We start from the raw sequence: 23451 nt of genomic DNA on the forward strand, positions 1-23451 counted from the left end.
GGAGACGGTGCTTTTTTTGCTGCCTTTTTGGCATATGAAAGGGCGGCCTTAATCATTCTTAAGAATTCTTTTTGCATCCCGCCACAGGATTGTCTTAATTTTTACACATTTTCAGTCTAAAATATACCAGCATTGAACTAGATGAAAAAGGAGCGTTTGCTGTGATCGAAGTATCGCATCTGAGCAAAAAGTATGGCACGCACCCTGCCATTGAAGATTTGTCCTTTACGGTGGGCGACGGCCAGATCTTCGGCCTGCTCGGCCCCAACGGCGCGGGCAAGTCCACGATCATGAATATCCTCACCGGCTACCTTGCCCCCACCTCCGGTGAAGTGAAGGTGGCGGGCTTCAGCCTGCCGGAGCAGGCCCAGCAGGCCAAGGCCTGTGTGGGCTATCTGCCCGAGCAGCCGCCGCTCTACCCGGAAATGACGGTGCAGGAATATCTGGATTTTGCTGCAGAGCTGAAAGGCATCAAAAAGAAGGCCGACCGCAAAGAACAGGTGCGCAAAGCTGCCCGCCGCACCGGGCTGGAAGAGGTGCTGCCCCGGCTCATCCGCAGTCTGTCCAAGGGCTACCGCCAGCGCGTGGGCATTGCGCAGGCACTGCTGGGCGCGCCGCAGCTCATCATTCTGGACGAGCCTACCGTGGGCCTTGACCCTGCACAGGTCATCGAGATCCGCAGACTGATCCGGGAGCTGGGGAAAAGCCACACGGTCATCCTGTCCAGCCACATCCTCAGCGAGGTGCAGGCGGTGTGCAGTCAGGTGCTGATCCTTTCCAAGGGGCATCTGGTGGCGGTGGGTGCGCCGGAACAGCTGGCAGAAAAGCTGAACCCCGGCAGCCGTCTGCGCGCTACCGTTCTGGGCGGGGGGAAGACCGTGCTGAAAACAGTCGGCTCCATTCCGGGCATCCGCAAGGTGGAGATCGAATCCGAGGCCGACGGACAGGTGACCTTTACCGCAGAAAGTGCCGATGCTTCTGACCGCCGCGCCGAGGTGTCCCGCGCCCTTTCGCAGGCCGGATGCACGGTGCTGGCGCTGGCAGCGGAAAACAGGACGCTGGAGGAAGTGTTCCTTGCACTGACCGAAAACGAGTCTGAAACACCATCGGATGAAGGGGAGGAGAAAACGGAATGATCGCCATTTTCAAACGCGAAATCCGCAGCAGCTTTCATGGCATGATCGGCTACGTGCTCACCGCCTTTATGCTGGCGGCAACGGCCATCTATTTTGTTGCCCTGAATCTGGGCTACGGCCTGACGGATTTTGGCTATTACACGCTTTACCGCACCACGTTTGTGCTGCTTTTGTATATCCCGGTGCTCACCATGCGCTCCTTTGCAGAGGAACGCCGCACCCGCACCGATCAGCTGCTGCTTACCAGCCCGGTGTCTGTGTGGGAGATCGTGCTGGGCAAATTCTTTGCCCTGTGCGTCATCTTTGCACTGCCGTGCCTTGCCGATGCGGTCATGATCCTTGTACTGGCCGCACTGGGTGCCACCGGCACGGCCACGCTGGCAAACTTGGCCGCTCTGCTGTGCTATTATCTCATGGGCTGCGCCGCCATTGCCATTGGCGTGTTTCTTTCCAGCCTGACCGAGAATCAGATCATTGCTGCGGTGGCAGGTGTTGCCGCACTGCTGCTGGCCTACATGATGCCCAGCCTGCGCAGCATGTTCACCGCAGGCAGCGCAGTGGCGCTGGCCCTGTTCACCGCCATTGCGGCAGTGCTCAGTGTGGTGGCAGGCCTGCGTACCCGCAGCTTTACGCTGGGCTGCCTGACCTTTGCGGGCTGCTGTGTGGTGCTGACGGCACTGTTCCTGCTGCAGAGCAGCTGGCTGACCGAAGCGTTCAGCGCGGTGCTCAGCGGGCTGTGCCTGTTCACGCCGTTTGAAGAGTTTGTCAACAACAGCTTTTCCATCCCGACGCTGGTGTACTACCTGACCGTGACCATGCTGTTTTTGTTCTTCACGGCGCAGGGGCTGGAAAAGCGCCGCTGGAACTGAGGGGAGGAGAACAACATGAAAAATTTCAAATTTTCTTCCTCCGCAAACGGCAAGGTGTTCCGCAATGGGCTGTACTCCACGGCCATTCTGGCAGCAGCCATCGTGTTGGCCGTGCTGATCAATCTGCTGGTGGGGGCCATCCCGAAAAAATACACCGAGTTCGACCTCTCTGCCGCCAAAATGTACACGCTGGGCGACAGCTCCAGGCAGCTGATGCAGAGCCTGGATCAGGACGTGACCGTTTATTATCTCTGTGAGACCGGCAGCGAGGATGCCATTATCACCAAGCTGCTGGATCACTACGCCGACGAAAGCGGTCACTTCCACTGGGAGCAGAAGGACCCGGCGCTTTACCCGACCTTTGCAGCGCAGTACGGCGCAGAGAATGCATCCACCGGCAGTCTGATCGTGGTCAGCGGTGAGAACAGCGAAGTGCTGAACGCCGCCGAACTTTACGAGTACGATTACTCCGATTACTACACCACCGGCGCTGCCAACGTGACCTTTGGCGGCGAAAAGCAGATCAGCTCTGCCATCTACAAGCTGACTGCCGCAGCAGAAAGTCATGCCTACTACACCACCAACCACGGCGAGCAGGCGCTTACCTCCTCGCTGACCGAGGCGCTCAAGGCGCAGAATATCAATGCCCAGCCGCTGGATCTGCTCACCGGCACCATCCCGGAGGACTGTGATCTGCTCATCATCAGCGACCCCGCTTCGGATTTTGCAGCTGACGGCCTTGTGAATGAGATCGCGCAGCTGCAGGCCTATCTGGAAAACGGCGGCAAGGTGCTGCTGACCACCAGCGGCTATACCGAAACGCCCAATCTGGATGCAGTGATGGCACAGTTCGGCCTTGCGCGTGAGCCGGGCCTTGTGGTGGAGGGCGATGCGGGCCACGCGCTGTACGGCTACCCGTACTCGCTGTTCCCGGACTACGCGACCGCCGACGAAAGCACCGCGCTGGACGGCGTGAATCAGAGCACCCATGTGATGCTCTCGGTGGCACAGGGCGTCACCATCACCGAGACAGACGATGTGACGGCGGAACCGCTGCTGTATACCACCGAGGATGCCTACAGCAAGCAGGACTTTGATGCCAGCTCTTCTTCCGCAAAGGAAGCCGGCGATACCGACGGCCCGTTCTCGCTGGCCGTATGGGCGCGCAATGATTCCACCGGTGCCGAGGTGATCTGGATCGGCTGCCCCAACATGGACAACGAGCAGGTGTACCAGTCCATCCCGGGCAACCTGACCTTCCTGCAGGGCTGTGCCGCTTCGCTGGTAGGGCAGAGCCTGCTCATCGACACCAAAGCACTGGAAGCTGCACCCATCACGGTCCCGGCTTCCGCATCCATGACGCTGGGCATGGTGTTCGTATTCGTGCTGCCCGCAGCAGTGCTCATTGCAGGTGCTGTGGAGGTGCTGCTGCGCCGCCGCAGGTAAGGGGGCACTGCCATGAAAACAAAACAGCGCACCCTTGCGGTGCTTCTGGTGCTGGTACTTGTGCTGGGCGGGCTGCTGTGGTTTGTCAGCCGCAGCAATGCCGCAGAAGAGGCTGCTTCCAGCGCCGCCGCAGAGGGCAGCATCCTGCTTTCTTCTTTTGCGGCGGGCGATGTGACCAGCATCCGGTATGCCTATGGCGGCGAAACGCTTACCCTAAATTACGATTCCGGCAGCTGGACGCTGGCGGATGACCCGGACTATCATCTGGATGTATCTGCCTGCAATACCATGGTCACGGCGCTGGCATCCCTGAACGCCAAACGTCAGCTCACGGCTCAGCCCGGCGAGGACTACGGCCTTGCCGATCCGGCTGTTACGGTCACGGTGACGGCGGCAGGCGAGACGAACACCTTTGCCTTTGGCACCGAGAACCCGGTCACAGGAGATCTGTATGTGCAGAAGGCAGGGGACGATGCCGTGTACACCGTTTCTGGCAACAAGGCGGCCTGCTTTGAGCTGACCAAAGCGGACCTTTTTGGCGCGTTCAACCCGGCGGGACTGACGGCCTCCGCGCTGGAAAGTGTTTCCATTACGACGGGCAGCGGCACCCTTGCACTGAATGCAGTCTCTGAGCCTGCGGAAGCGGAGAGCGATTCCTCGGAAAGTGCGGCCGATTCCACCACCTATCAGACCGTGTGGCGGCTGGCCGATGAACCCTCTGCCGATCTGGACGACAGCAAGGTGCAGAGCATCCTCTCTGCTCTGGCAGGCTATGTGACCGCACAAATCGCGGATGCCGACCCTTCGGCCTATGGCTTTGATGCACCGCTTGCAACGGTGCGGGCTGCCTCTGCCGATGGGACTGTGACCCTCCACTACGCCGAAAATGCAGACGGCTGCTGGATGATGGTGGAGGGGGACAGTTCCGTCTATGCGGTTGACCTTGACACTGTGCAGGCCCTTCTGATAACGGCCGCTGCCTTAAAAGCTGAATAAAAACCTTTGTGCGCCGTATGCGGAAAGCCCGCTGCGGCGCATGTTTTTTTATTGCGGCGTGTAAAGCTTCGGCAAACATTGGCAGAGTGATTGACATTTCAGCAAAGATTGATTAAGATAGACGAGACAGGGCAGAATAACTGCGCAATATAAGAGCCTGCTTTTGCAGGTTCTCCGGTCGTCATGGATGTTGTGCGGGGCTGGGTCGCCCTGGTACGAGGGATGGGGCATGGCCCTGTCTTTTTTCGTATCTGAGTTACAAGGAGGATAAAGTAAAAAATGGACAACTCGGTGATCGTTTCACTGCGGGATATCGTAGTGGAATTTGACGGTCAGCGCATTCTGGATGGGCTGAACCTCGACATCCATGACAAAGAGTTCGTAACGCTGCTGGGCCCTTCCGGCTGCGGCAAAACCACCACCCTGCGTCTGATCGCAGGTTTTCTGGAACCCAATTCCGGCAAAGTGCTGCTGAAAGGTGAGGACATTACCGGCGTGCCGCCCTATAAGCGCCCGGTGAACACCGTTTTTCAGAAATACGCACTGTTCCCGCACCTGAACGTGTTCGAGAACGTGGCCTTCGGTCTGCGGCTCAAAAAGATGGACGAAGAGACCATCCGCCGCAAGGTGCGCAACATGCTGGAAGTTGTTGGCCTGAAAGGCTTCGAGCGCCGCAGCATCAGCCAGATGTCCGGCGGCCAGCAGCAGCGCGTGGCCATCGCACGCAGTCTGGTGAACGAGCCGGAGATCCTTCTGCTGGACGAACCCCTTGGCGCACTGGACCTCAAGCTGCGCAAGGAGATGCAGCTGGAGCTGAAGCGCCTGCAGCGCGAAATGAACATTACCTTTATTTATGTTACCCACGATCAGGAGGAAGCCCTGACCATGTCCGATACCGTCGTGGTCATGAACGGCGGCAAGGTGCAGCAGATCGGAACGCCGGAGGATATTTACAATGAGCCGAAGAATGCCTTTGTTGCAGACTTCATTGGCGATTCCAACATCGTGGACGGCGTGATGCACCGGGATTTTCTGGTGTCCTTCTCCGGTGTGGACTTTCCCTGTGTGGACCGCGGCTTTGCCCGCGAGCAGAGCGTGCAGGTAGTGGTGCGCCCCGAGGATATCGAGGTGGTCTCTCCTGTGGAAGGCCAGCTTGTCGGCGTTGTGAACGATGTCATCTTCAAGGGTGTCCACTTTGAGATGCATGTGGAGTGCGAGGGCCGCGAATGGCTGATCCATTCCACCCGCGCCTGCACCCCCGGTGAGACCATTGGTATGCGCATCGGCCCCAACGAGATCCACATTATGGCGCGTTCAGAGGGGTGAGCCGCAATGATGAAGATTTACGATAAAAAGCTGGCCTATCCGTACTTTGTATGGATGACGCTGTTCACAGTGGTGCCTTTGATCATCGTGGTGTACTATGCATTTACGGATGCAAACGGAGCTTTCACGCTGGATAACCTCACCTCCATCAGCGGCTACGGCTCGGTGTTTGCCCGCAGCCTGCTGCTGGCCCTCATTGCCACGGTCATTTGTCTGGTCATTGCGTTCCCGGTGGGCTATTTCCTTTCCCGCCTGCGGGTGAACAAGCAGCACATCATGCTCATGCTGGTCATGCTGCCCATGTGGATGAACTTCCTGCTGCGCACTTACGCATGGATGGGCCTGCTCAGCATCAACGGCCCGGTGAACGCTGTTCTGGGCGTGTTCGGCCTTGGCCCCTTCAATATACTCAACACCTCCGGTGCGGTGGTGCTGGGCATGGTGTATAACTATGTGCCCTATATGATCCTGCCACTGTACACCAGCATGACCAAGATCGACCAGAGCCTGGTGGAAGCTGCGCAGGATCTGGGCGCTTCCACCACCAAGACCCTTCTCCGGGTGCTCATTCCCATGAGCGTGCCCGGCATCAGCACCGGCATCACCATGGTGTTCGTCCCGGCGGTGTCCACCTTTGTTATCAGCCGTATGCTGGGCGGCGGCTCCAACCTGCTCATTGGCGATCTGATCGAGATGCAGTTTCTGGGCAACAGCTACAATCTGAACGTGGGTTCTGCCATGAGCCTTGTGCTGATGATCATTGTGCTGCTGTGCATGAGCTTCACGTCCAGCTTTGACGAAGATGAAATGGAGGGCGTGTCCTGATGAAAACGAAACATCTGCGCCTGATGCAGCGCGTCTATATCGTGCTGTTTTTCTGCTTCATGTACCTGCCCATTGCATACATGATCGTATTCAGCTTCAACCAGTCCAAGGGCTATTCGCTCTTCACCGGCTTTACCCTCAAGTGGTACTCCAGCCTGCTGCACAACTCCTCCATCCTGCATGCGCTGCTGGTCTCGCTGGAAGTGGCTCTGATCTCTGCGGTCATTGCCACTGTGCTGGGTACAGCGGCAAGTCTGGGCATTGCGTCCATGGGCCGTGGGAGCCGCCTTGTCGTCACCAACATCACCTATATCCCGGTGGTCAACCCGGAAATCATCACCGGCATTTCGCTCATGCTGCTGTTCGTGGCCTACCAGCGCTTTGCCGGGGGTGTCTCCTGGCTGCCGGATACCATCATGGGCTTCCCGACGCTGCTCATTGCGCATATCGCGTTCAATGTGCCGTATGTCATCTTCAACGTCACGCCAAAGCTCAAGCAATTGGATATCAAGCTGTATGAGGCAGCGCTCGACCTTGGCTGCGACCCCAAGCAGGCCTTCTTCAAGGTCATCCTGCCGGAGATCAGCCCGGCCATCCTGTCGGCATTCCTCATCTGCCTGACCTATTCCATCGACGACTTCATGATCTCCTATTTCAACTGCGGCACGGTGGAAACGCTGCCCATCGCCATCTACTCCATGACCCGTAAAAAGGTCAGCCCGGAGATCTATGCGCTGTCCACCATCATGTTCGTGGTCATTCTGTGCATCATTCTGATCTCCAACGCAATGGAGAGCCGCAGCTACCGCCGCGACCAGAAGGCGCTGAGAGGGGAGGGCGTGTGATGAAACGTTTTGCTGTGCTGCTGCTGGCGCTGGCAATGACGGTCTGCTGTGCAATGCCCGCCTTTGCCGCCGGCACCATTGAGGTGACCGAGGATGTCTCGGTGTCGGACGATTACGACTGGACCCGCTTCAAGGGCCAGAACGTGGCCATCAATGTCTATAACTGGGGCGAGTACATCTCCAACGGCTCGGACGACAGCGTGGACGTGGTGGCGGCCTTTGAAAAGCTCACCGGCATCAAGGTGAACTACACCACCTTCGACTCCAACGAGTCCATGTACGCAAAGCTCAAGTCCGGCGCAGCCAACTACGATGTGGTCATTCCGTCGGATTACATGGTGGCAAAAATGATCGCCGAGGGGATGCTCAAGCCTCTGAACTACGACAATATCCCGAACTTCAAAAAGATCAATCAGGAATACGTGAATCCGGATTACGATCCGCAGAATGCCTACACCGTGCCCTATATGCTCTGCACCACCGGCATCATTTATAACACCACCATGGTGGACAAAGCGCCCACCAGCTGGGCCGACCTGTGGGACGAGCAGTACGCAGGCAATATCCTGATGTTCAACAACAGCCGCGATGCCTACGCCATTGCTGCTTTTAAGAGCGGCCACGATATCAACCCGCAGTCCACCGAAGAGGTGGATGAGGTGGTGGAAGAGCTGAAGGCTCAGAAACCGCTGGTGCAGGCCTACGTCATGGACGAGATCTTTGATAAGATGATCGGCGGCGAGGCAGCCGTTGGTGTGTACTACTCCGGCGATGCCATCACCATGATCGACGACAACCCCGACCTTGCATGGGTGTTCCCGGAGGAGGGCAGCGTGCTTTCCGTGGACTGCATGGCCATTCCTGCTGCCAGCGAACATCAGGAAGCTGCGGAAATGTTCATCAACTTCATGTGTGAGACGGACATCGGCAAGGCAAACGCCGAGTACATCGGCTACACCACCCCCATGCAGGATGTGTGGGAGGTGCTGGACGAGGATCTGAAGGAGAGCGAGATCGCTTATCCGCCCGAAGAGAAAGCCGCCAAGGAAAAGGTGTTCACTTCCCTGAGCGACGATGTGAACAGCGAGCTGGACGTGAAGTGGAGCGAAATGAAGAGCTACGACGAGGGTGGCAGCAGTCTGCTGTTCCTTGCGCTGCTGGCAGCCATGGTGGCGCTGGCCTGCTTCAACATCTGGCGCAAGGTCCGCAGGCGCAACCGCAATCAGTATTAAACGCAAAGGAGGCTGCTGCACAGAACAACGTGCAGTGGTCTCTTTTTATAGAAAGGAAAACCATGGAACAGTTCTTTTACACCGAGACCATGACAGTCATGAACGCAGATGCCGACTTCCGCAGCCTGCTCAAGCCCAGCGCCCTGCTGCGCTATGTGGAGCAGATTTCGACAGACCACGCCCGCGCCTTTGGTATGGATGACCAGTTCTTCAAAGAACGCGGTGTGACCTTTCTGGTGGGCAAGCAGGCCCTGAAATTTGACCGTGTGCCCCAGCGTGCCGAAACGCTGACCCTTACCTCCCGGGCGCAGGTCAGCAAACACGGTTCCGTCAAACGCATCACCACCCTGACCGATGCCGAGGGCAAAGAGGTGGCTATGGTGGACTGCCGCTGGATCGTGGCAAGCCTTGCCGAGGGCCGTATCCTGCGGGAGCCGGGCTGGACGGTGGAGAATTTCTGGAACGATACGGTGGAGGACGAGCTGCCTTTGCAGCTGCACAAGTGCAAGGATGGTCTGACCAGTGCAGGGGAGTGGACGGCGCATTATTCCCAGTGCGATTTGAACGGCCATTTGAACAACGCATTCTATCTGGACCTTGTCTGCGATGCGCTGCCGCTGGAAGTGATGCGCAAAGGCCCCGTGACCTTTGCTTCTATCAACTACCACCGTGAGATCCCGATGGGAGAAACGGCAGAGGTGTTTTATGCCCCTTCGGCGGATGGCTGGTATGTGGTCGGAAAGCACAACGGCCAGACCAGCTTTGAGTGCTATCTGGAGGTGGGAAAGACAAACGTGTAAATCGTTGATTTCTCAAGAGAACCGCTGCGCCGCTTTTAGCTGAAAATAAGCGAGCAATGCAAAAAAGCGTCACCCGTGCAGAAAAAAACGGCGCATTTTGAGAATTGCATCCTCTGAGGAACAGGGAGTACTCTTTTATTAGAAGGATCTTCTGATTGTCCAAAGGAGGATAAAACAAATGAAAAAACATCTCCGAGTCCTTGCGGCCATTCTGGTACTGTGCTTCAGTCTGCTGTGCCCGGCGGCATCTGCCGCCAGTGTACAGACTGCGGCCTGCAAGCCGTCCGCTGCAACCGTTCAGACCATTTCTGCCGGCAAAAAGACGGAGCAGATGGTCTGGGTCCCAACGCACGGCGGCAAAAAATATCACAGCAAGTCTACCTGCAGCAATATGAAAGACCCGGAAAAGGTTACATTATCGAAAGCAAAAGCGGAAGGCTTCACTGCTTGCAAAAAGTGCTATTAAGAAAATAAAGAATGATCTGCAAAGCCCTTGCCGGAAATTTTCTGGCAGGGGTTTTATATGTGTCCACAAAAAGTTCAAAAATTATTACAAAGAAATTACAGAAAAGCTATTGCAAATTGGTTTCAAAAGAGTTACAATATGGTTACAGCAAGGGCAAATGACCCTGCTGAGTGTGAAATCTTTTTCTTCTTGTTTTTGGGGATATCGGGCACAGGTTCTCCTCCTCCGGCTGTTCTCCTTCACAGTCGTGATCCATGTGCCGCACAGGCGGTATCCCGCTTCGTGTGCAAAAAAGCTCGTCCGTTCTGGACGAGCTTTTTTGCATCCATAAATCACGCAAAAACCGGCTTCTCATGCGGGAAAGTATGACCTTACGCCATTTTGGTGGGCAATTTGCCTGTTTTTCTGCAAAGGACATTTACAAAGTTTGGCGCGGCGGGGGTTTGTATTCCGGCTGGCTTTGTGGTACAGTATATACAATCAATTTATAGGTTGCAAACATGAATCCGATTGATGTTGATGCGTTAAGAGAAAAGGAGTTTGAACATGGCTTATTTCTATAAAGAACCTTCCCGCACTTTCGGTGAATATCTGCTGATCCCCGGCTATTCCTCTGCAGAGAATATCCCCACGGCTGTCAGCCTCAAGACCCCGCTGGTCAAGTACCGCAAGGGCGAGGAGGAGTGCCCCCTGCAGATGAATATTCCCATGATCAGCGCTATCATGCAGGCGGTCTCTGGCGATAAGCTGGCCATTGCACTGGCCCGTCAGGGCGGCGTGTCCTTTATCTACGGCTCTCAGAGCATTGAGAACGAGGCTGCCATGGTGCGCCGCGTCAAGAGCTTCAAGGCCGGTTATGTCGTGTCCGATTCCAACCTGGCCCCCACTGCCACCCTGCACGATGTGCTGGAGCTGAAGGCACGCACCGGCCACTCCACCATTGCCATCACTGCCGATGGCACTCCGAGCGGCAAGCTGCTGGGCATCGTGGCCTCCCGCGATTACCGCATCAACCACACCCCGGATGATGCCCCTGTCACCACCTTCATGACTCCCATTGAAAAGCTGGTCACTGCACCGGAGAACACCTCCCTGCACGACTGCAACAACATCATCTGGGATAACAAGATCAACACCCTGCCTCTGGTGGATGCCGAGGGCAACCTGAAGTATATGGTGTTCCGTAAGGACTACGACTCCCACAAGAAGAACGCCAACGAACTGCTGGATAAGAACAAGAGCTATGTGGTGGGCGCCGGCATCAACACCCGCGATTACGCTGAGCGCGTGCCCGCACTGGTGGATGCCGGTGTGGATGTGCTGTGCATCGACTCTTCCGAGGGTTACTCCGAGTGGCAGAGCCGCACCATCGGCTGGATCCGTGAGCACTACGGCGATACCGTCAAGGTGGGCGCAGGCAACGTTGTGGATGCCGAGGGCTTCCGCTTCCTGGCCGAGGCTGGTGCAGACTTCGTGAAGATCGGCATTGGCGGCGGTTCTATCTGCATCACCCGCGAGACCAAGGGCATTGGCCGTGGTCAGGCTACCGCTGTCATCGAGGTGGCAAAGGCCCGCGATGAGTACTATAAGGAAACCGGCATCTACGTGCCCATCTGCTCCGACGGCGGCATCGTCCACGATTACCACATCACGCTGGCACTGGCCATGGGTGCGGATTTTGTGATGCTGGGCCGCTACTTTGCCCGCTTTGACGAAAGCCCCACGAATAAGGTGCGCATCAACGGCCAGTATATGAAGGAGTACTGGGGCGAAGGCTCCAACCGTGCCCGCAACTGGCAGCGCTACGATCTGGGTGGTTCCAGCAAGCTGAGCTTTGAGGAAGGCGTGGACAGCTACGTGCCCTATGCCGGCCCTCTGGCTGACGGTGTGCAGACCACTCTGTACAAGGTCAAGAGCACCATGTGCAACTGCGGCGCTTTGTCCATCCCGGAGCTGCAGCAGAAAGCAAAGCTGACCGTGGTTTCCTCTACCTCCATCGTTGAGGGCGGCAGCCACGACGTTGTGCTGAAGAATGCTACCCCCAATATCATCAACGGTTAACACGTTTGTTACGAAAGCCGCCCGTGCTGTTTGTGTATGGGCGGCTTTTTCTTACCGGAAATTGACCGGGATTTTCCAAAAATGCTTGCACCGCTCTGCGTTTGGTGATATCATGATAGAAACGCACTGTCAAGACAGGCAGGCGCGCAAACCTTCCCACAGGTCAGAACGGCAGGGGACAGCAAGGAGCCTTTGCCGGGTGTAAAGAAGAGAGGATACTATTCATGGACGAAATCAAGGTTGTGCCTTATATTCCAGATGAGGACTACGACAACCCCGCAATGGTCGTGGATTTTTATGAATTTACTATGGCAAACTGCCTGTTCCTGCACGGATTCAAGGACACCACGCTGGTGTTTGATATGTTCTTCCGCAAGAACCCGGATGCTCAGGGCTACTCCATCAGCGCCGGCCAGCGCAAGCTGACCCGCTTCCTGCTGAACTACCACTTCAATGCACAGGATATCTGGTGGCTGCGCACCAAGGGCATGAGTGAGGAATTCTGCGAGTATCTGCGCACCTATCAGTGGAAGGGCGACATGTACGCTCTGCCCGAGGGCACGGTGGCATACCCGCATGTGCAGATGGTGCGCATCGAGTGCGACCTCGTGGGCGCAATTCTGATCGAGACCTACCTGCTGCAGACCATGAACTTCCACAGTCTGATCGCCACCAAGGCTACCCGCGTCACCGGCCTGAACACCCACACGCCCCGCAGCGTGATGGAATTCGGCACCCGCCGTGCGCAGGGCGAAAGCGCTGGCAACGATGGTGCATATGCTGCTGTTCTGGGCGGCTGCGTGGGCACTGCCAACTGTTTGGCCGAGATGAAGTTCGGCGCGGAGGTCAAGGCTGTGGGCACCGTAGCGCACAGCTTCATCGAGTTCTTCCCCACGGAGTTTGATGCCTTCAAGGCCTTTGCCGATACCTACCCGGATTCGGTCAGTCTGCTGCTGGACACCTATAATATCATGGAGAGCGGTCTGCCCAACCTCATTAAACTGGACGATTACCTCATCGAGAAATACCCCAACGACCCGAACCGCCGCGTCAAGAGCGCCCGTATCGACTCCGGCGACCTGGCCCGCGGCTCCAAGCGCCTGCGCAAGGCACTGGATGCGGCCGGTAAGCCTTACATCAAGCTGGTGGCTTCCAATGGTCTGGACGAAAAGAAGATCGCCAACATGGAGCTGTATGAGCACGCTCATTTTGACTCCTACGGCGTGGGCGAAAACCTGATCACCTCTGCTTCCGACCCCGTGTTCGGCGGTGTGTACAAGCTGGTGGCGGTCAAGCAGCCGGACGGCAGCTACACTCCCAAGATGAAGTGCTCGGATTCCGCCAGCAAGGCCATCATTCCGGGCAAGAAGATGCCGTGGCGTCTCTACGATGAAAATGGTCAGGCCCAGTGTGACCTGATCGCCATGGATGATGAAGTCATCGAGGCGGGCAAGCCCGTCACGATGGTCAATCTGGACTCCGATGCCATCGAGCGCACCGTCACCATTACCCCCACCAAGGTCAAAAAGCTGCTGGTGCCGCATGTGCTGAATGGTCAGCTGGCCATTGAGCTGCCTTCGATCGCAGAGAAGAAGGCCTACATTGCAAAGCAGCTCACCGAGGAGACCTGGGAGAGCGAACTGCGTCTGGAGTGCCCGCATAAGCACTATGTGAACATGACCCCGGCTGTGGCCGAGTGCCGTTCCAAGATGTATGCAGAGCTGCACGGCGGCAAGGTGTAAAATAAGCAAAATAAAAAGCCCCTCAAGCGTAATGCAGGGGCTTCATAAAACAGTATTTGCAAAAGCTCCCGCAATGGGGAAGATTTGGCGTGACTTCGGTCACGCCTTTTCTTTTGCTTCCAGTTCATCCAGAGGGATATACCCCAGCCCATCATACTTGATATGGATGTGCTGTACCCGCTTTCCGCTGGACTTATCCGGGGCATCCACATAGATGGCCGATACCAGTTCACGGAGAGCATAGGGCGTAAGTTCTTCAATATGAACGTACTTGTGCGCTTTCTGGATGACCTTTTCAATATTCTCGATTTGCTGTTCCTGTACTTCGATTTCCTGCCGGATAGAGAGAACTTCCTCTTCCAACTGCTTCTGCTCGGCATCATAGCTCTGGCTCATCATGTCAAAACGGTCATCGCTCAGCTTTCCGCTGGCGTTGTCCTCGTAGATTTTCATGAACAGCCGTTTGAGGTCTGCGATTCGCTTCTCATTCCGGGCAAGCTGCTTCTTCAGGACAGTCAGCTTTTCGGTGCTTTCCACCCGAAGCTGTTCCTCCATGACCTTGCGGAAGTAGTCCTCATGGCAAAGGATGTAGTCCGTCACCCGCTGGACATGATTCAGCACTTGGCCTTCCAGAACTTTTACCCGGATGAAGTGCCCTCTGCATTTACTTCTGTTCTTCTTGTGCAGAGCGCAGTCAAAGAAGTCTTGGTTAAAGTCCCTGTTATTGGATGAACCATACTGCATCTTGGAACCGCAGTCAGCACAATAGACCATGCCGGAAAAGATGCTGCTCTTGCCCGTTCGTGTCATGCGGTGACGCTGGCTGCGAATCTCTTGAACCTTTTCAAACACATCATCGTCAATAATGCGCTCGTGGGTATTCGGGAAGACAGCCTGATTCTCCACAGGATTCAGCCGTTGCTTCTTGTCCCAGATGGAGTTGGTGTAGGTCTTGAAGTTGACCGTGCAGCCTGTGTACTCCCGACGTTCCAGAATGCCCACAACGGTGCTATCCTTCCACGCATAGGGGTCTTCGGAGATAGCAGCCGCTGCTCTTCCGTGGCTCTGCTTGTAGGCACTCACGGTGAGCACCTTGTCCTCTTGCAGTTGCTTAGCGATTTGGGAAGGCCCACGGCCTTCCATGCACATGGAGAAGATGCGCTTCACGACCGCAGCCGCTTCTGGGTCAACAAGCCAATGCTTCGGGTTCTCCGGGTCTTTTACATAACCGTACGGCACATTGACCGTCAGCGGCACACCACGCTCTCCCTTGGCCTTCTGAACAGCCCGAATCTTGCGGCTGGTGTCACGGGCATAAAACTCGTTGAACCAGTTCTTAATGCCCGCAAAATCGTTGTTTACGCTGTTCGGGTCAATGGTGTCGTAGTTGTCGTTAATGGCAATGTAGCGAACGCCATACTGGGGAAAGGTGAAGTTGGTGTACAGACCCGTCAGGGCAGAGTTGCGCCCCAGTCGGGACAGGTCTTTCGTGATAACGATTCCTACACGCCCTGCTTCGATCTCGACCAACATACTCTGAAAGCCGGGACGGTCGTAGTTCGTGCCGGAATAGCCATCATCTACAAAGAACACCGGGTTCGGGAAGTGGTTCTTCTTGGCGTATTCCAGAAGGATAGTCTTCTGGTTCTCAATGGACAGGCTTTCGCCGAGCCGCTCGTCCTCCTGCGACAGTCGGCAGTAAAGTGCGGTGATTTTATTCGTTGCTCCAGACATTGTTGTGTCCTCCTTACTCTGTGGAGCAACTGTCAGTGCAGGATTGGTTACCGGGTCAAGTATAGCAGAATTGGGCGCAGTTGTCATTCGTCTGCACCCTCATCTTCAAATTTTTGCTGGGCGTTCTTGGCAACAATACGCTCCAGCTTCTTCAAAAAGGACTCCTTGCCCTCATAGCTGCCGGTCACGGTGTAGGTGGTATGTCCGACTTTCTCCGTGGTGGTCAGTTCAGGAATCCAGAACGCGGACAGGTTCTTGACATGGAGATTACCGTTCTCATCCACATAGGAGCCGTGCTTCTTCTGATCTTCGGTCAAGGACTGCCGCTTGAAATAGATTTCATTTTCGGAGATGCTCACGGTCTCACTGGTCTGCTCCTTCGGGGTATCGTCATACAGCTGAGCGAAAAATGCCAGTGCATCTTCGGGTGGGTCTTCCTCCATGAGCTGCTCGAAAACTCGCTGTTCCTCTGCCGAGAGGTTGTTCCATGCGGCTTCCAACTCCTGCTCGCTGGCTGCGTTGACAAAGGCTTCGATTTCTTTTTTCATGGTGCATCCTCCTTTGGCTGCGAAAAGCGGATTTTCAAAAAGTGCGGGTTTTCGTGAGAGCAAGAATCGTCCCGTGGCCACAAATTTTCAATTCTTGAAAATTCTTGCCCCCTTGGGACAGCTTCTTGTTGGGGCGTGCCTGCCCCAAACCCTGCTGGGTGATTTCATTCTTGGTGGTTGCTATATTGCTTATATGCCTTTTCAAATCCTGATTTGTTATATATGATAAATTTATAACATTCTCCGTCTTTCATGGAAATTGCTGCAACAGGAACGACCATCTGACTCCATGAAAGCTCCCTTATCTCGTTCATGGGCAATACAAGGTTGCGATACAGTGGACTGACTGTGAGCTTTTGAGTTGAATATGTAATGCTCTGTTCATCAATGTACAAACCACCGCCAATGATTCCATTACGGCATAAGCTACACACAAAAGTTTTTCCCATAATATTACCGCCTCCTATTAGTTGATGGTTGGTTAAGTTGAGTATATCATATTGATTTCCAGAAGAACACCCCTATATAGGAGATTTTAGCCGTTTTACTGCGTACGTGCGTACGAGAGATTGGTACGCACGTACGCAGCGATTTGCCCGAAGCGCACCCTATACAGCCGTTTCCCCCTCGGAGAGCCCACTACACTTTGCAGACCGCAGGGATGAAAGTGTCATAGTGGGTTATTACACTTCCGCAGAAGCGCCTTTTCCTCGCCGCAAACAGCCGGGGTGCACTTTTGTGGAGCTCTTCTGTGCGGCGAATCCACATCGCCCACAGGCGATGTGAGCAGGGATTCCAAAGAGGGCGCAGCACCCTTGGCACACGACTTTGGTACAAAGTCTAGTGTGTTACACCTTGATAGAGGTGTACAGAATCCCGATATGCAAAAAGCCCCATGCCCAACACCTTAACGGTGCGGACATGGGACTTGATGCTTCCTCGGCCTAGCCGGGTACTCGTAACCAATCCTGACAGGCAGTTGCCATGTCATTTCTCGAAAACTGTTTTACGAACACCCAGCTAAGCTTGGGGGGGCTTTTTATGCCGCCGACGGGGGTCGAACCCGTACTCTGTCTCCAGAAAGGGATTTTAAGTCCCTCGTGTCTGCCAATTTCACCACAGCGGCATACAACGCTAATAATAATACAATAGAATGGCTTCTTTGTCAAGAAAAAGCACGGAGCCCGTCTCTTCATCCTCCATTCACGATTCATTTGTAAAAAGTGCTTTTTCTTTCCGTAGTTTCATGGTATAATAACCTTCAGATACGGTTTTCCGGGCCGTAGCCGCGTGCTTTGGCAGCGCGGCAGAAGAGGGCAGAGCGGGCAGCGTACCGCTCTGCTGGGGCAGTGCCCGCAAGATAGGGCGGGCGGGAAATACAAAAAGAGAGGCGAATTGAGATGTTGGATATGATCAAGTGCAGCACCGGCGGCGCATACTATGCCCGCGGTGAATGGGTGCCTGCAGACGGCGAAGCAAGCGCCGCACTGGCAGCAAAGGGCTTTGATGCCGCAGCCATCGAGAACGCAAAGACCGGCACCATGGCCTACAGCATTCTGCAGGCCCACAACACCAGCGGCGATGCCGAAAACCTGAAGATCAAGTTCGATGCCATGGCCAGCCATGACATCACCTTTGTGGGCATCATCCAGACGGCCCGTGCGTCCGGTCTGGAGAAATTCCCTATTCCGTATGTGCTCACCAACTGCCACAACAGCCTTTGCGCCGTGGGCGGCACTATCAATGAGGACGACCACCGCTTCGGCCTGTCCGCCGCCAAAAAATACGGCGGCATTTTTGTGCCCCCGCATCTGGCGGTCATCCACCAGTACATGCGCGAAAAGTTTGCGGGCTGCGGCAAGATGATCCTTGGCTCGGACTCCCACACCCGCTACGGTGCTCTGGGCACCATGGCCATTGGTGAGGGCGGCGGCGAGCTGGCAAAGCAGCTGCTGGGCCGCACCTACGATGTGGCCCGTCCGGGTGTTGTTGCAATTTATCTCACCGGCTCTCTGCCTGCAGGCTGCGGCCCGCACGATGTGGCCATTGCGCTGGTGGGCAAGCTGTTCAAGAGCGGCTATGTCAAGAACAAGGTGATGGAGTTTGTCGGCCCCGGCGTTGCGTCTCTGCGTCAGGATACCCGCAACGCCATCGATGCCATGACCACCGAGACCACCTGCCTGTCCTCCATCTGGCAAACCGACGAAACGACGCAGAAATTCCTTGCGGTGCATGGCCGTGCCGCCGACTATAAGAAGCTGGCTCCGGCCGACCTTGCTTATTACGACGGTGTGGTAGAGGTAGACCTTTCTGCCATCCGCCCCATGATCGCACTGCCCATGCACCCCTCCAATGCATTCACCATTGAAGAACTGAACGCAAACCTTGAGGATATTCTCCATGCCTGCGAACAGGATGTGCAGAAGCTGATCGGCCGCAAGGATGTCAGCCTTGACCTGTGCAGCAAGATCGAGAACGGTAAACTGCGTGTGGATCAGGGCGTGATCGCAGGCTGCGCAGGCGGTCTGTACGACAGCATTTATGAAGCTGCCTCCATCCTCAAGGGCCACACCGGCGGCTGCGGTGACTACGCCCTGAGCGTGTATCCCGGCAGCCAGCCCATCATGATGGAACTGGTGCGCACCGGAGTCATCCACGACCTGATGGCCAGCGGTGCCACCGTCCGCACTGCGTTCTGCGGCCCCTGCTTCGGCGCAGGCGACGTGCCCGCCAACGGCGCGCTGTCTATCCGCCATACCACCCGCAACTTCCCCAGCCGCGAAGGCTCCAAGCCCGGCAACGGCCAGCTTTCCGGCGTGGCACTGATGGATGCCCGCAGCATTGCGGCCACCACGGCCAACGGCGGCATTCTGACCCCGGCTACCGATATCGACTATGATCCCACCGTGCCGGAGTATCAGTACGATCCTTCCAGCTACGATACCCGCGTGTATCAGGGCTTTGGCAAGGGCGATTACGATGCCCTGCTCAAGCTTGGCCCCAACATCAAGGACTGGCCCGAAATTGCACCGCTGGGCGATAACCTGCTGCTGAAGGTGGCATCTTACATCACCGACCCTGTCACCACCACCGACGAGCTGATCCCCTCCGGTGAGACTTCGTCTTACCGTTCCAATCCTCTGGGCTTGGCCGAGTTCACCCTCAGCCGCAAGGACCCGGAGTATGTGGGCCGTGCCAAGGCCGTGCAGGCCGAAGAAAAGGCCCGCCGTGCAGGCGAGGGCAGCGCCGAGGTGCTGGCCCAGCTGCACAAGGTGCCCGGTTGCGAAAACCTGACTTGGAACGATGTGCAGATCGCATCCACCATCTTTGCCGTCAAGCCCGGCGATGGTTCTGCCCGTGAGCAGGCGGCCAGCTGCCAGCGTGTGCTGGGGGCCGGTGCCAACATCGTTACCGAGTACGCCACCAAGCGCTACCGCTCCAACCTCATCAACTGGGGCATGCTGCCGCTGCAGCTGGTGGGCGCAACGCCCTTCGGTCTGGGCGATTATGTGTTCATCCCCAACGTCCGCGAGGCCCTCAAGGGCGACCTGCAGAACATCAAGGCCTATGTGCTGGGCGACACCGCAAAAGAGTTCAGCCTGTACATGGCTCCGCTGACCGCCGACGAGCGCAAGATCCTGGCCGACGGCTGCCTGATCAATTTCTATAAGCACTGATATGATAGAAGGCTTCCTCTTTGGGGGAAGCCTTTCTCTGGCTTTCTTGGGAGGTTTATTTTCCATGCCCGGCGATCTTCACAACCATTCCACCTGTTCCGATGGCTCTGTGCCCATCCACCGCCTGCCGCTCATGGCGGCGAGGGCGGGGCTGGACACCATGGCCATTTCCGACCACGACACCCTGCTCAGCGTAAACTACTGCTATGAGCACCCTGTGCAGGACGGCGTGCGCCTGCTTCCGGCCACCGAGCTGACCGGCTATGACCATGAGCATAAGCATCGCGTGCACCTGCTGTGCTACTTCCCGGATCCGGAAAGCCGGGAACTGAAGGAGCACTGCGACATCCTGCGACAGCGCCGCAACGAGTGCGGCCTGCAAAGCGCAAAGGAGATCGAAGCGCTGTACCCGCAGTTCCGCACGGAACAGGCGCTGGAATACGCAAAGGACAGCGGTGTGCTGTTCAAAAGCGGCATTATGGAAGCGCTGCACCAGCTGGGGCTGTGCGATGCTGTGTACGGCAAGCTGTACAGTTATCTCTTTGGCTGGGAGCCGCGCGGGGTGGTGCTGCATCAGGTAAAATATCCCTCGGTGCAGGAAGTGATCGCCACGGCGAAAGCTGCCGGTGCGGTGCTGGTGTTTGCACACCCGACCGTTTACAAGAGCATGCCGCTGGTGCGTCAGCTTGCCAAAGAGGGTATCATCGATGGCATTGAGGTGGAGCACCCCCGCAACAGCCCGGAGGACAGGGCCGAGTGTGCTGCTCTGTGTGAGCAGTATGGGCTGATCCATACCGGCGGTACGGACTTCCACGGTGCAAACCATAAGGTGCCGCACCCGGTGGGTACCTGTACCACGGCAGACGATCAGGTGGCCCGCATTCTGGAGCTGGCCCACAAGCGCCGCGGTATTGATGTGTGACCCGGTCACATTGACATTCCGGCACGCTGCTCTATAATAGAAACAGACGATCTTCGTCGGGATTTCTGTCGAAAAGAGAGGATTTTGAACTATGAGCAAGGAATTCAGCTTCCCGAACAGCGGCACCTGTTCCAAGCAGACCAACTTTGTGCTGAACGATGACCACACCATTGCGTCCATGGAGGTCATTGGCGGCTGCAACGGCAACCTGAAGGGCATCTGCCGTCTGGTCAAGGGCATGAAGGCCGAAGATGTGATCGACCGCATGGAGGGCACGCTCTGCGGTTTCCGCAATACCAGCTGCCCGGATCAGATCGCCAAGAACCTGAAAAAGGCTCTGGCCGAAATGGACTGAAAAAATCAAACAGCGAAGGGGAGATGCCTGCGGGTATCTCCTTTTTGTTTTCCCATCCCGACAGAAAGAGATGTTTTTTTCTGTGCTTCGGGGCTATACTTCTTGTGAAAACGAATTTCATCAGCAAGGAGCGGGCAAATGAGTATTTGGGAAAAACTTGGCTTTGGCGGGTACAAGGGCTTTTCGCACGAGTCGGATCAGCTGCTGCGCAGTGCGGTGGAGCTTGCCGGGAACCTTGGCTGCGAAAAAGCCGATACCGGCCACCTGCTGCTGGCGATCCTGCAGCAGGATCACGGGGCGGCAGCACGGTTTCTGGAGGGCAAGCAGATCCGGGAACCAGAGGTGCGCCGTCAGCTGGCCGAGAGCCGCCGCGCACCGGCTTTGCATCTGGATCGCTACGCCCTTGCGCCGGACCTCAAGCGCACCATGGATTACGCCATCATCGGGGCACAGAACGCGCACCTGAACCGGGCCGAGCCGGAACATCTGCTCTGCGCCATGCTGGAGGATGACGGCTGCACAGCAGGCATCCTGCTGGCATCCATGGGCGTGCAGCTCACAGATGCCGTGCGGGAGTGCCGCCAGCTGTCCGGGCAGTTCGTACTGCCGTATCAGATGCGGACCACGGTCAGTGCGCCGCGCGGCAGCCGCGCCAGTGATAAGTACTGCCGGGATCTGACCCGCCGTGCTGCGGAACGGGAACTGGACCCGGTGTTCTGCCGGGAAGCAGAGCTGGACCGCATGGTGGAGATCTTATGCCGCCGTCAGAAGAACAACCCCTGCCTTGTGGGGGAGCCGGGCGTGGGCAAGACCGCCCTTGCCGAAGGACTGGCCCAGCGCATTGCCACGGATCGTGTGCCCCGTGCGCTCAAGGGCCGCCGTCTGCTGGCACTGGATATGGCCAGCCTTGTGGCGGGCACCAAATACCGCGGTGACTTTGAGGAGCGGTTCAAGAACCTGCTGGAAGAGCTGGTGCGGGACGGCAGCTCCATCCTGTTCGTGGACGAGTTCCACACCATCGTGGGTGCCGGTGCAGCGGAGGGTGCCATCGATGCAGCCAGCATCTTAAAACCGGTGCTGGCCCGGGGCGAGATACAAATTATCGGCGCTACCACTACCGAAGAGTTCCGCACCCACATCCAGAAGGATGCCGCACTGGAACGCCGTTTCGGCAAGGTGCAGGTAGAGGAGCCTACGCCTGCGCAGGCGCTGGATATCCTCAATGGGCTTGCGCCGCGCTATGAGTGCTACCACAATGTCTGCCTTCCGCCGGAAGCGCTGCAGGCTGCGGTGGAGCTTTCGGTGCGGTATCTGCCGGGGCGCTTTCTGCCGGATAAGGCCATCGACCTTATGGACGAAGCCTGTGCGGCGGCACGCATCCGGGCCGAGCAGGCAAAGCAGTCAAAGCCCACGCTGATGCCGGACGATATCGCCCATGTGGTGGCGCAGGCCAGCGGTGTGCCGGTGGAGCGGGTAGGTGAGCAGGAGCGGGAACGGCTGGACAAGCTGGAAGAACGTCTCAACGCCGAGATCGTGGGCCAGAGCCGGGCTGTGGCTGCGGTGGCAGGTGCCATCCGGCGCAGCCGCACCGGTCTTGGCGAGCCGGGCCGGCCCATGGGTGCCATGCTGTTTCTTGGCCCCACGGGAGTAGGCAAAACGGCTCTTGCCCGGGCGCTGGCGGTCAGCTGGTTCGGCAGCGAAAAAGCCCTGCTCAAATTTGATATGTCGGAGTATCAGGAGCAGCACACCGCTGCCCGGCTGCTGGGTGCGCCGCCGGGCTATCTGGGCCATGACGAGGGCGGACAGCTGACCGAAGCAGTGCGCCGCCGCCCTTACAGTGTGGTGCTGTTTGACGAGATCGAAAAGGCACACCCGGACATTCAAAACATCCTTTTGCAGATACTGGAAGATGGCCAGCTGACCGATGCCATGGGCCGCAAGGCGGATTTCCGCAACACCATTGTACTGCTCACCTCAAACCTCGGCGCACGTTTTTTGGCGGGTCAGAGCACGCCGCTGGGCTTTGCGGCGGGCAGCGAAGCCGTGTTTGAAAAGCAGTCTGCGCAGGCCATTGAGGAGGCAAAAAAGTGGTTCCGGCCAGAGCTGGCAGGCCGTCTGGACGAGATGATCGTATTCCGTCCGCTGGCCGACGACAGCCTGTGCGCCATTGCCGAAAAAATGCTGTGCCAGCTGGAGCAGCGTGCCGCCCGCAGCGGCTACCAGCTGCATCACACACCGCGGGTAGGGCAGGCGCTGGCAGCAAAGGCCCGCTCTGCCTACGGGGCCAGAGAACTGCGCCGCGCAGTGGACAGGGCAGTGGAACAGGCACTTGCGGATCAGATCGCATCCGGCACGGCCTGCGTGGGCCAGCACTGGACAGCGGACTGCTCGGCGGATGGTGCTATCGTCCTGCGGGAGGACGAAACCGCAACACTGTAAAGCATCTGAAGCTCAAAAGGACCGCCCTGAGT

At 57.0% G+C, this 23451-nt stretch carries 19 protein-coding genes and 1 tRNA gene; 16 read left to right on the plus strand and 4 right to left on the minus strand.

What is annotated here, in order from left to right:
• Positions 1–161: 161 nt before the first annotated feature.
• The 12 genes from ACGHUK_RS06245 (at position 162) to ACGHUK_RS06300 (ending at position 13744) form a co-directional block, all read left to right on the plus strand.
• Complete coding sequence (locus ACGHUK_RS06245) at positions 162–1136, plus strand: ABC transporter ATP-binding protein (protein WP_223387787.1); 975 nt, start codon at positions 162–164, stop codon at positions 1134–1136.
• A complete protein-coding gene (locus ACGHUK_RS06250; RefSeq protein ID WP_291010693.1) occupies positions 1133–2005 on the plus strand; it encodes an ABC transporter permease in 873 nt (290 codons plus the stop codon). Before ACGHUK_RS06245 ends, ACGHUK_RS06250 begins: the two co-directional genes overlap by 4 nt.
• Positions 2006–2020: 15 nt before the next feature.
• Positions 2021–3451, plus strand: a complete 1431-nt coding sequence (locus tag ACGHUK_RS06255; RefSeq protein WP_390575535.1) for a Gldg family protein — start codon at positions 2021–2023, stop codon at positions 3449–3451.
• A gap of 12 nt (positions 3452–3463) precedes the next feature.
• A complete protein-coding gene (locus tag ACGHUK_RS06260; protein WP_390575538.1) occupies positions 3464–4447 on the plus strand; it encodes a DUF4340 domain-containing protein in 984 nt (327 codons plus the stop codon).
• Between the two features lie 279 nt (positions 4448–4726).
• Positions 4727–5773, plus strand: coding sequence for a spermidine/putrescine ABC transporter ATP-binding protein (gene potA, locus ACGHUK_RS06265; protein ID WP_097774916.1), 1047 nt, complete (start codon positions 4727–4729; stop codon positions 5771–5773).
• Between the two features lie 9 nt (positions 5774–5782).
• Positions 5783–6598, plus strand: coding sequence for an ABC transporter permease (locus tag ACGHUK_RS06270; RefSeq protein ID WP_154255474.1), 816 nt, complete (start codon positions 5783–5785; stop codon positions 6596–6598).
• A complete protein-coding gene (locus tag ACGHUK_RS06275) occupies positions 6598–7443 on the plus strand; it encodes an ABC transporter permease (RefSeq protein ID WP_005937234.1) in 846 nt (281 codons plus the stop codon). Before ACGHUK_RS06270 ends, ACGHUK_RS06275 begins: the two co-directional genes overlap by 1 nt.
• Positions 7443–8675: a PotD/PotF family extracellular solute-binding protein gene (locus ACGHUK_RS06280; protein WP_390575541.1), complete on the plus strand. Its 1233-nt coding sequence runs from the start codon at positions 7443–7445 to the stop codon at positions 8673–8675. The genes ACGHUK_RS06275 and ACGHUK_RS06280 overlap by 1 nt, the downstream gene beginning before the upstream one ends.
• Before the next feature lie 62 nt (positions 8676–8737).
• Positions 8738–9475: an acyl-[acyl-carrier-protein] thioesterase gene (locus ACGHUK_RS06285; protein ID WP_390575544.1), complete on the plus strand. Its 738-nt coding sequence runs from the start codon at positions 8738–8740 to the stop codon at positions 9473–9475.
• Between the two features lie 178 nt (positions 9476–9653).
• The gene (locus tag ACGHUK_RS06290) at positions 9654–9941 is read left to right on the plus strand and encodes a hypothetical protein (protein ID WP_390575546.1); all 288 of its coding nucleotides are present in this window, start codon (positions 9654–9656) and stop codon (positions 9939–9941) included.
• 546 nt (positions 9942–10487) lie between these two features.
• Positions 10488–12002 carry an IMP dehydrogenase gene (locus tag ACGHUK_RS06295; protein WP_005937254.1) on the plus strand — a complete coding sequence of 505 codons (1515 nt, stop codon included), beginning with the start codon at positions 10488–10490 and terminating at the stop codon, positions 12000–12002.
• A 224-nt stretch (positions 12003–12226) separates the two neighbouring features.
• Entirely contained in the window at positions 12227–13744 is a 1518-nt protein-coding gene (locus tag ACGHUK_RS06300) for a nicotinate phosphoribosyltransferase (RefSeq protein ID WP_005937257.1), read from the plus strand.
• A 99-nt stretch (positions 13745–13843) separates the two neighbouring features.
• On the opposite strand, the gene ACGHUK_RS06305 is transcribed toward ACGHUK_RS06300, so the two are convergent.
• The 4 genes from ACGHUK_RS06305 to ACGHUK_RS06320 all read right to left on the minus strand — a co-directional run bounded on the left by ACGHUK_RS06305 (position 13844) and on the right by ACGHUK_RS06320 (position 17152).
• Positions 13844–15478 (minus strand): recombinase family protein, encoded by a 1635-nt coding sequence (locus tag ACGHUK_RS06305; RefSeq protein WP_154274913.1) that lies wholly within the window; start codon positions 15476–15478, stop codon positions 13844–13846.
• 83 nt (positions 15479–15561) lie between these two features.
• A complete protein-coding gene (locus ACGHUK_RS06310; RefSeq protein ID WP_113993388.1) occupies positions 15562–16026 on the minus strand; it encodes a hypothetical protein in 465 nt (154 codons plus the stop codon).
• A gap of 164 nt (positions 16027–16190) precedes the next feature.
• On the minus strand, positions 16191–16475 hold the full coding sequence (locus ACGHUK_RS06315) for a hypothetical protein (protein WP_015538118.1): 285 nt from the start codon (positions 16473–16475) through the stop codon (positions 16191–16193).
• Positions 16476–17068: 593 nt separating this feature from the next.
• A tRNA-Leu gene (locus ACGHUK_RS06320) sits at positions 17069–17152 on the minus strand.
• Between the two features lie 283 nt (positions 17153–17435).
• On the opposite strand from ACGHUK_RS06320, the gene ACGHUK_RS06325 reads away from it, so the two are divergent.
• The 4 genes from ACGHUK_RS06325 (at position 17436) to ACGHUK_RS06340 (ending at position 23419) form a co-directional block, all read left to right on the plus strand.
• Positions 17436–19703: a hydratase gene (locus tag ACGHUK_RS06325; protein ID WP_390575784.1), complete on the plus strand. Its 2268-nt coding sequence runs from the start codon at positions 17436–17438 to the stop codon at positions 19701–19703.
• Positions 19704–19767: 64 nt separating this feature from the next.
• Entirely contained in the window at positions 19768–20625 is an 858-nt protein-coding gene (locus tag ACGHUK_RS06330; protein WP_097774920.1) for a PHP domain-containing protein, read from the plus strand.
• Between the two features lie 91 nt (positions 20626–20716).
• A complete protein-coding gene (locus ACGHUK_RS06335; RefSeq protein WP_005937268.1) occupies positions 20717–20980 on the plus strand; it encodes a TIGR03905 family TSCPD domain-containing protein in 264 nt (87 codons plus the stop codon).
• A 138-nt stretch (positions 20981–21118) separates the two neighbouring features.
• A complete protein-coding gene (locus ACGHUK_RS06340) occupies positions 21119–23419 on the plus strand; it encodes an ATP-dependent Clp protease ATP-binding subunit (protein WP_390575551.1) in 2301 nt (766 codons plus the stop codon).
• The last annotated feature ends 32 nt before the right edge of the window (positions 23420–23451 follow it).

Source organism: Faecalibacterium sp. i25-0019-C1 (assembly GCF_042854225.1).
In the GTDB taxonomy this organism is placed as follows: domain Bacteria; phylum Bacillota; class Clostridia; order Oscillospirales; family Ruminococcaceae; genus Faecalibacterium; species Faecalibacterium taiwanense.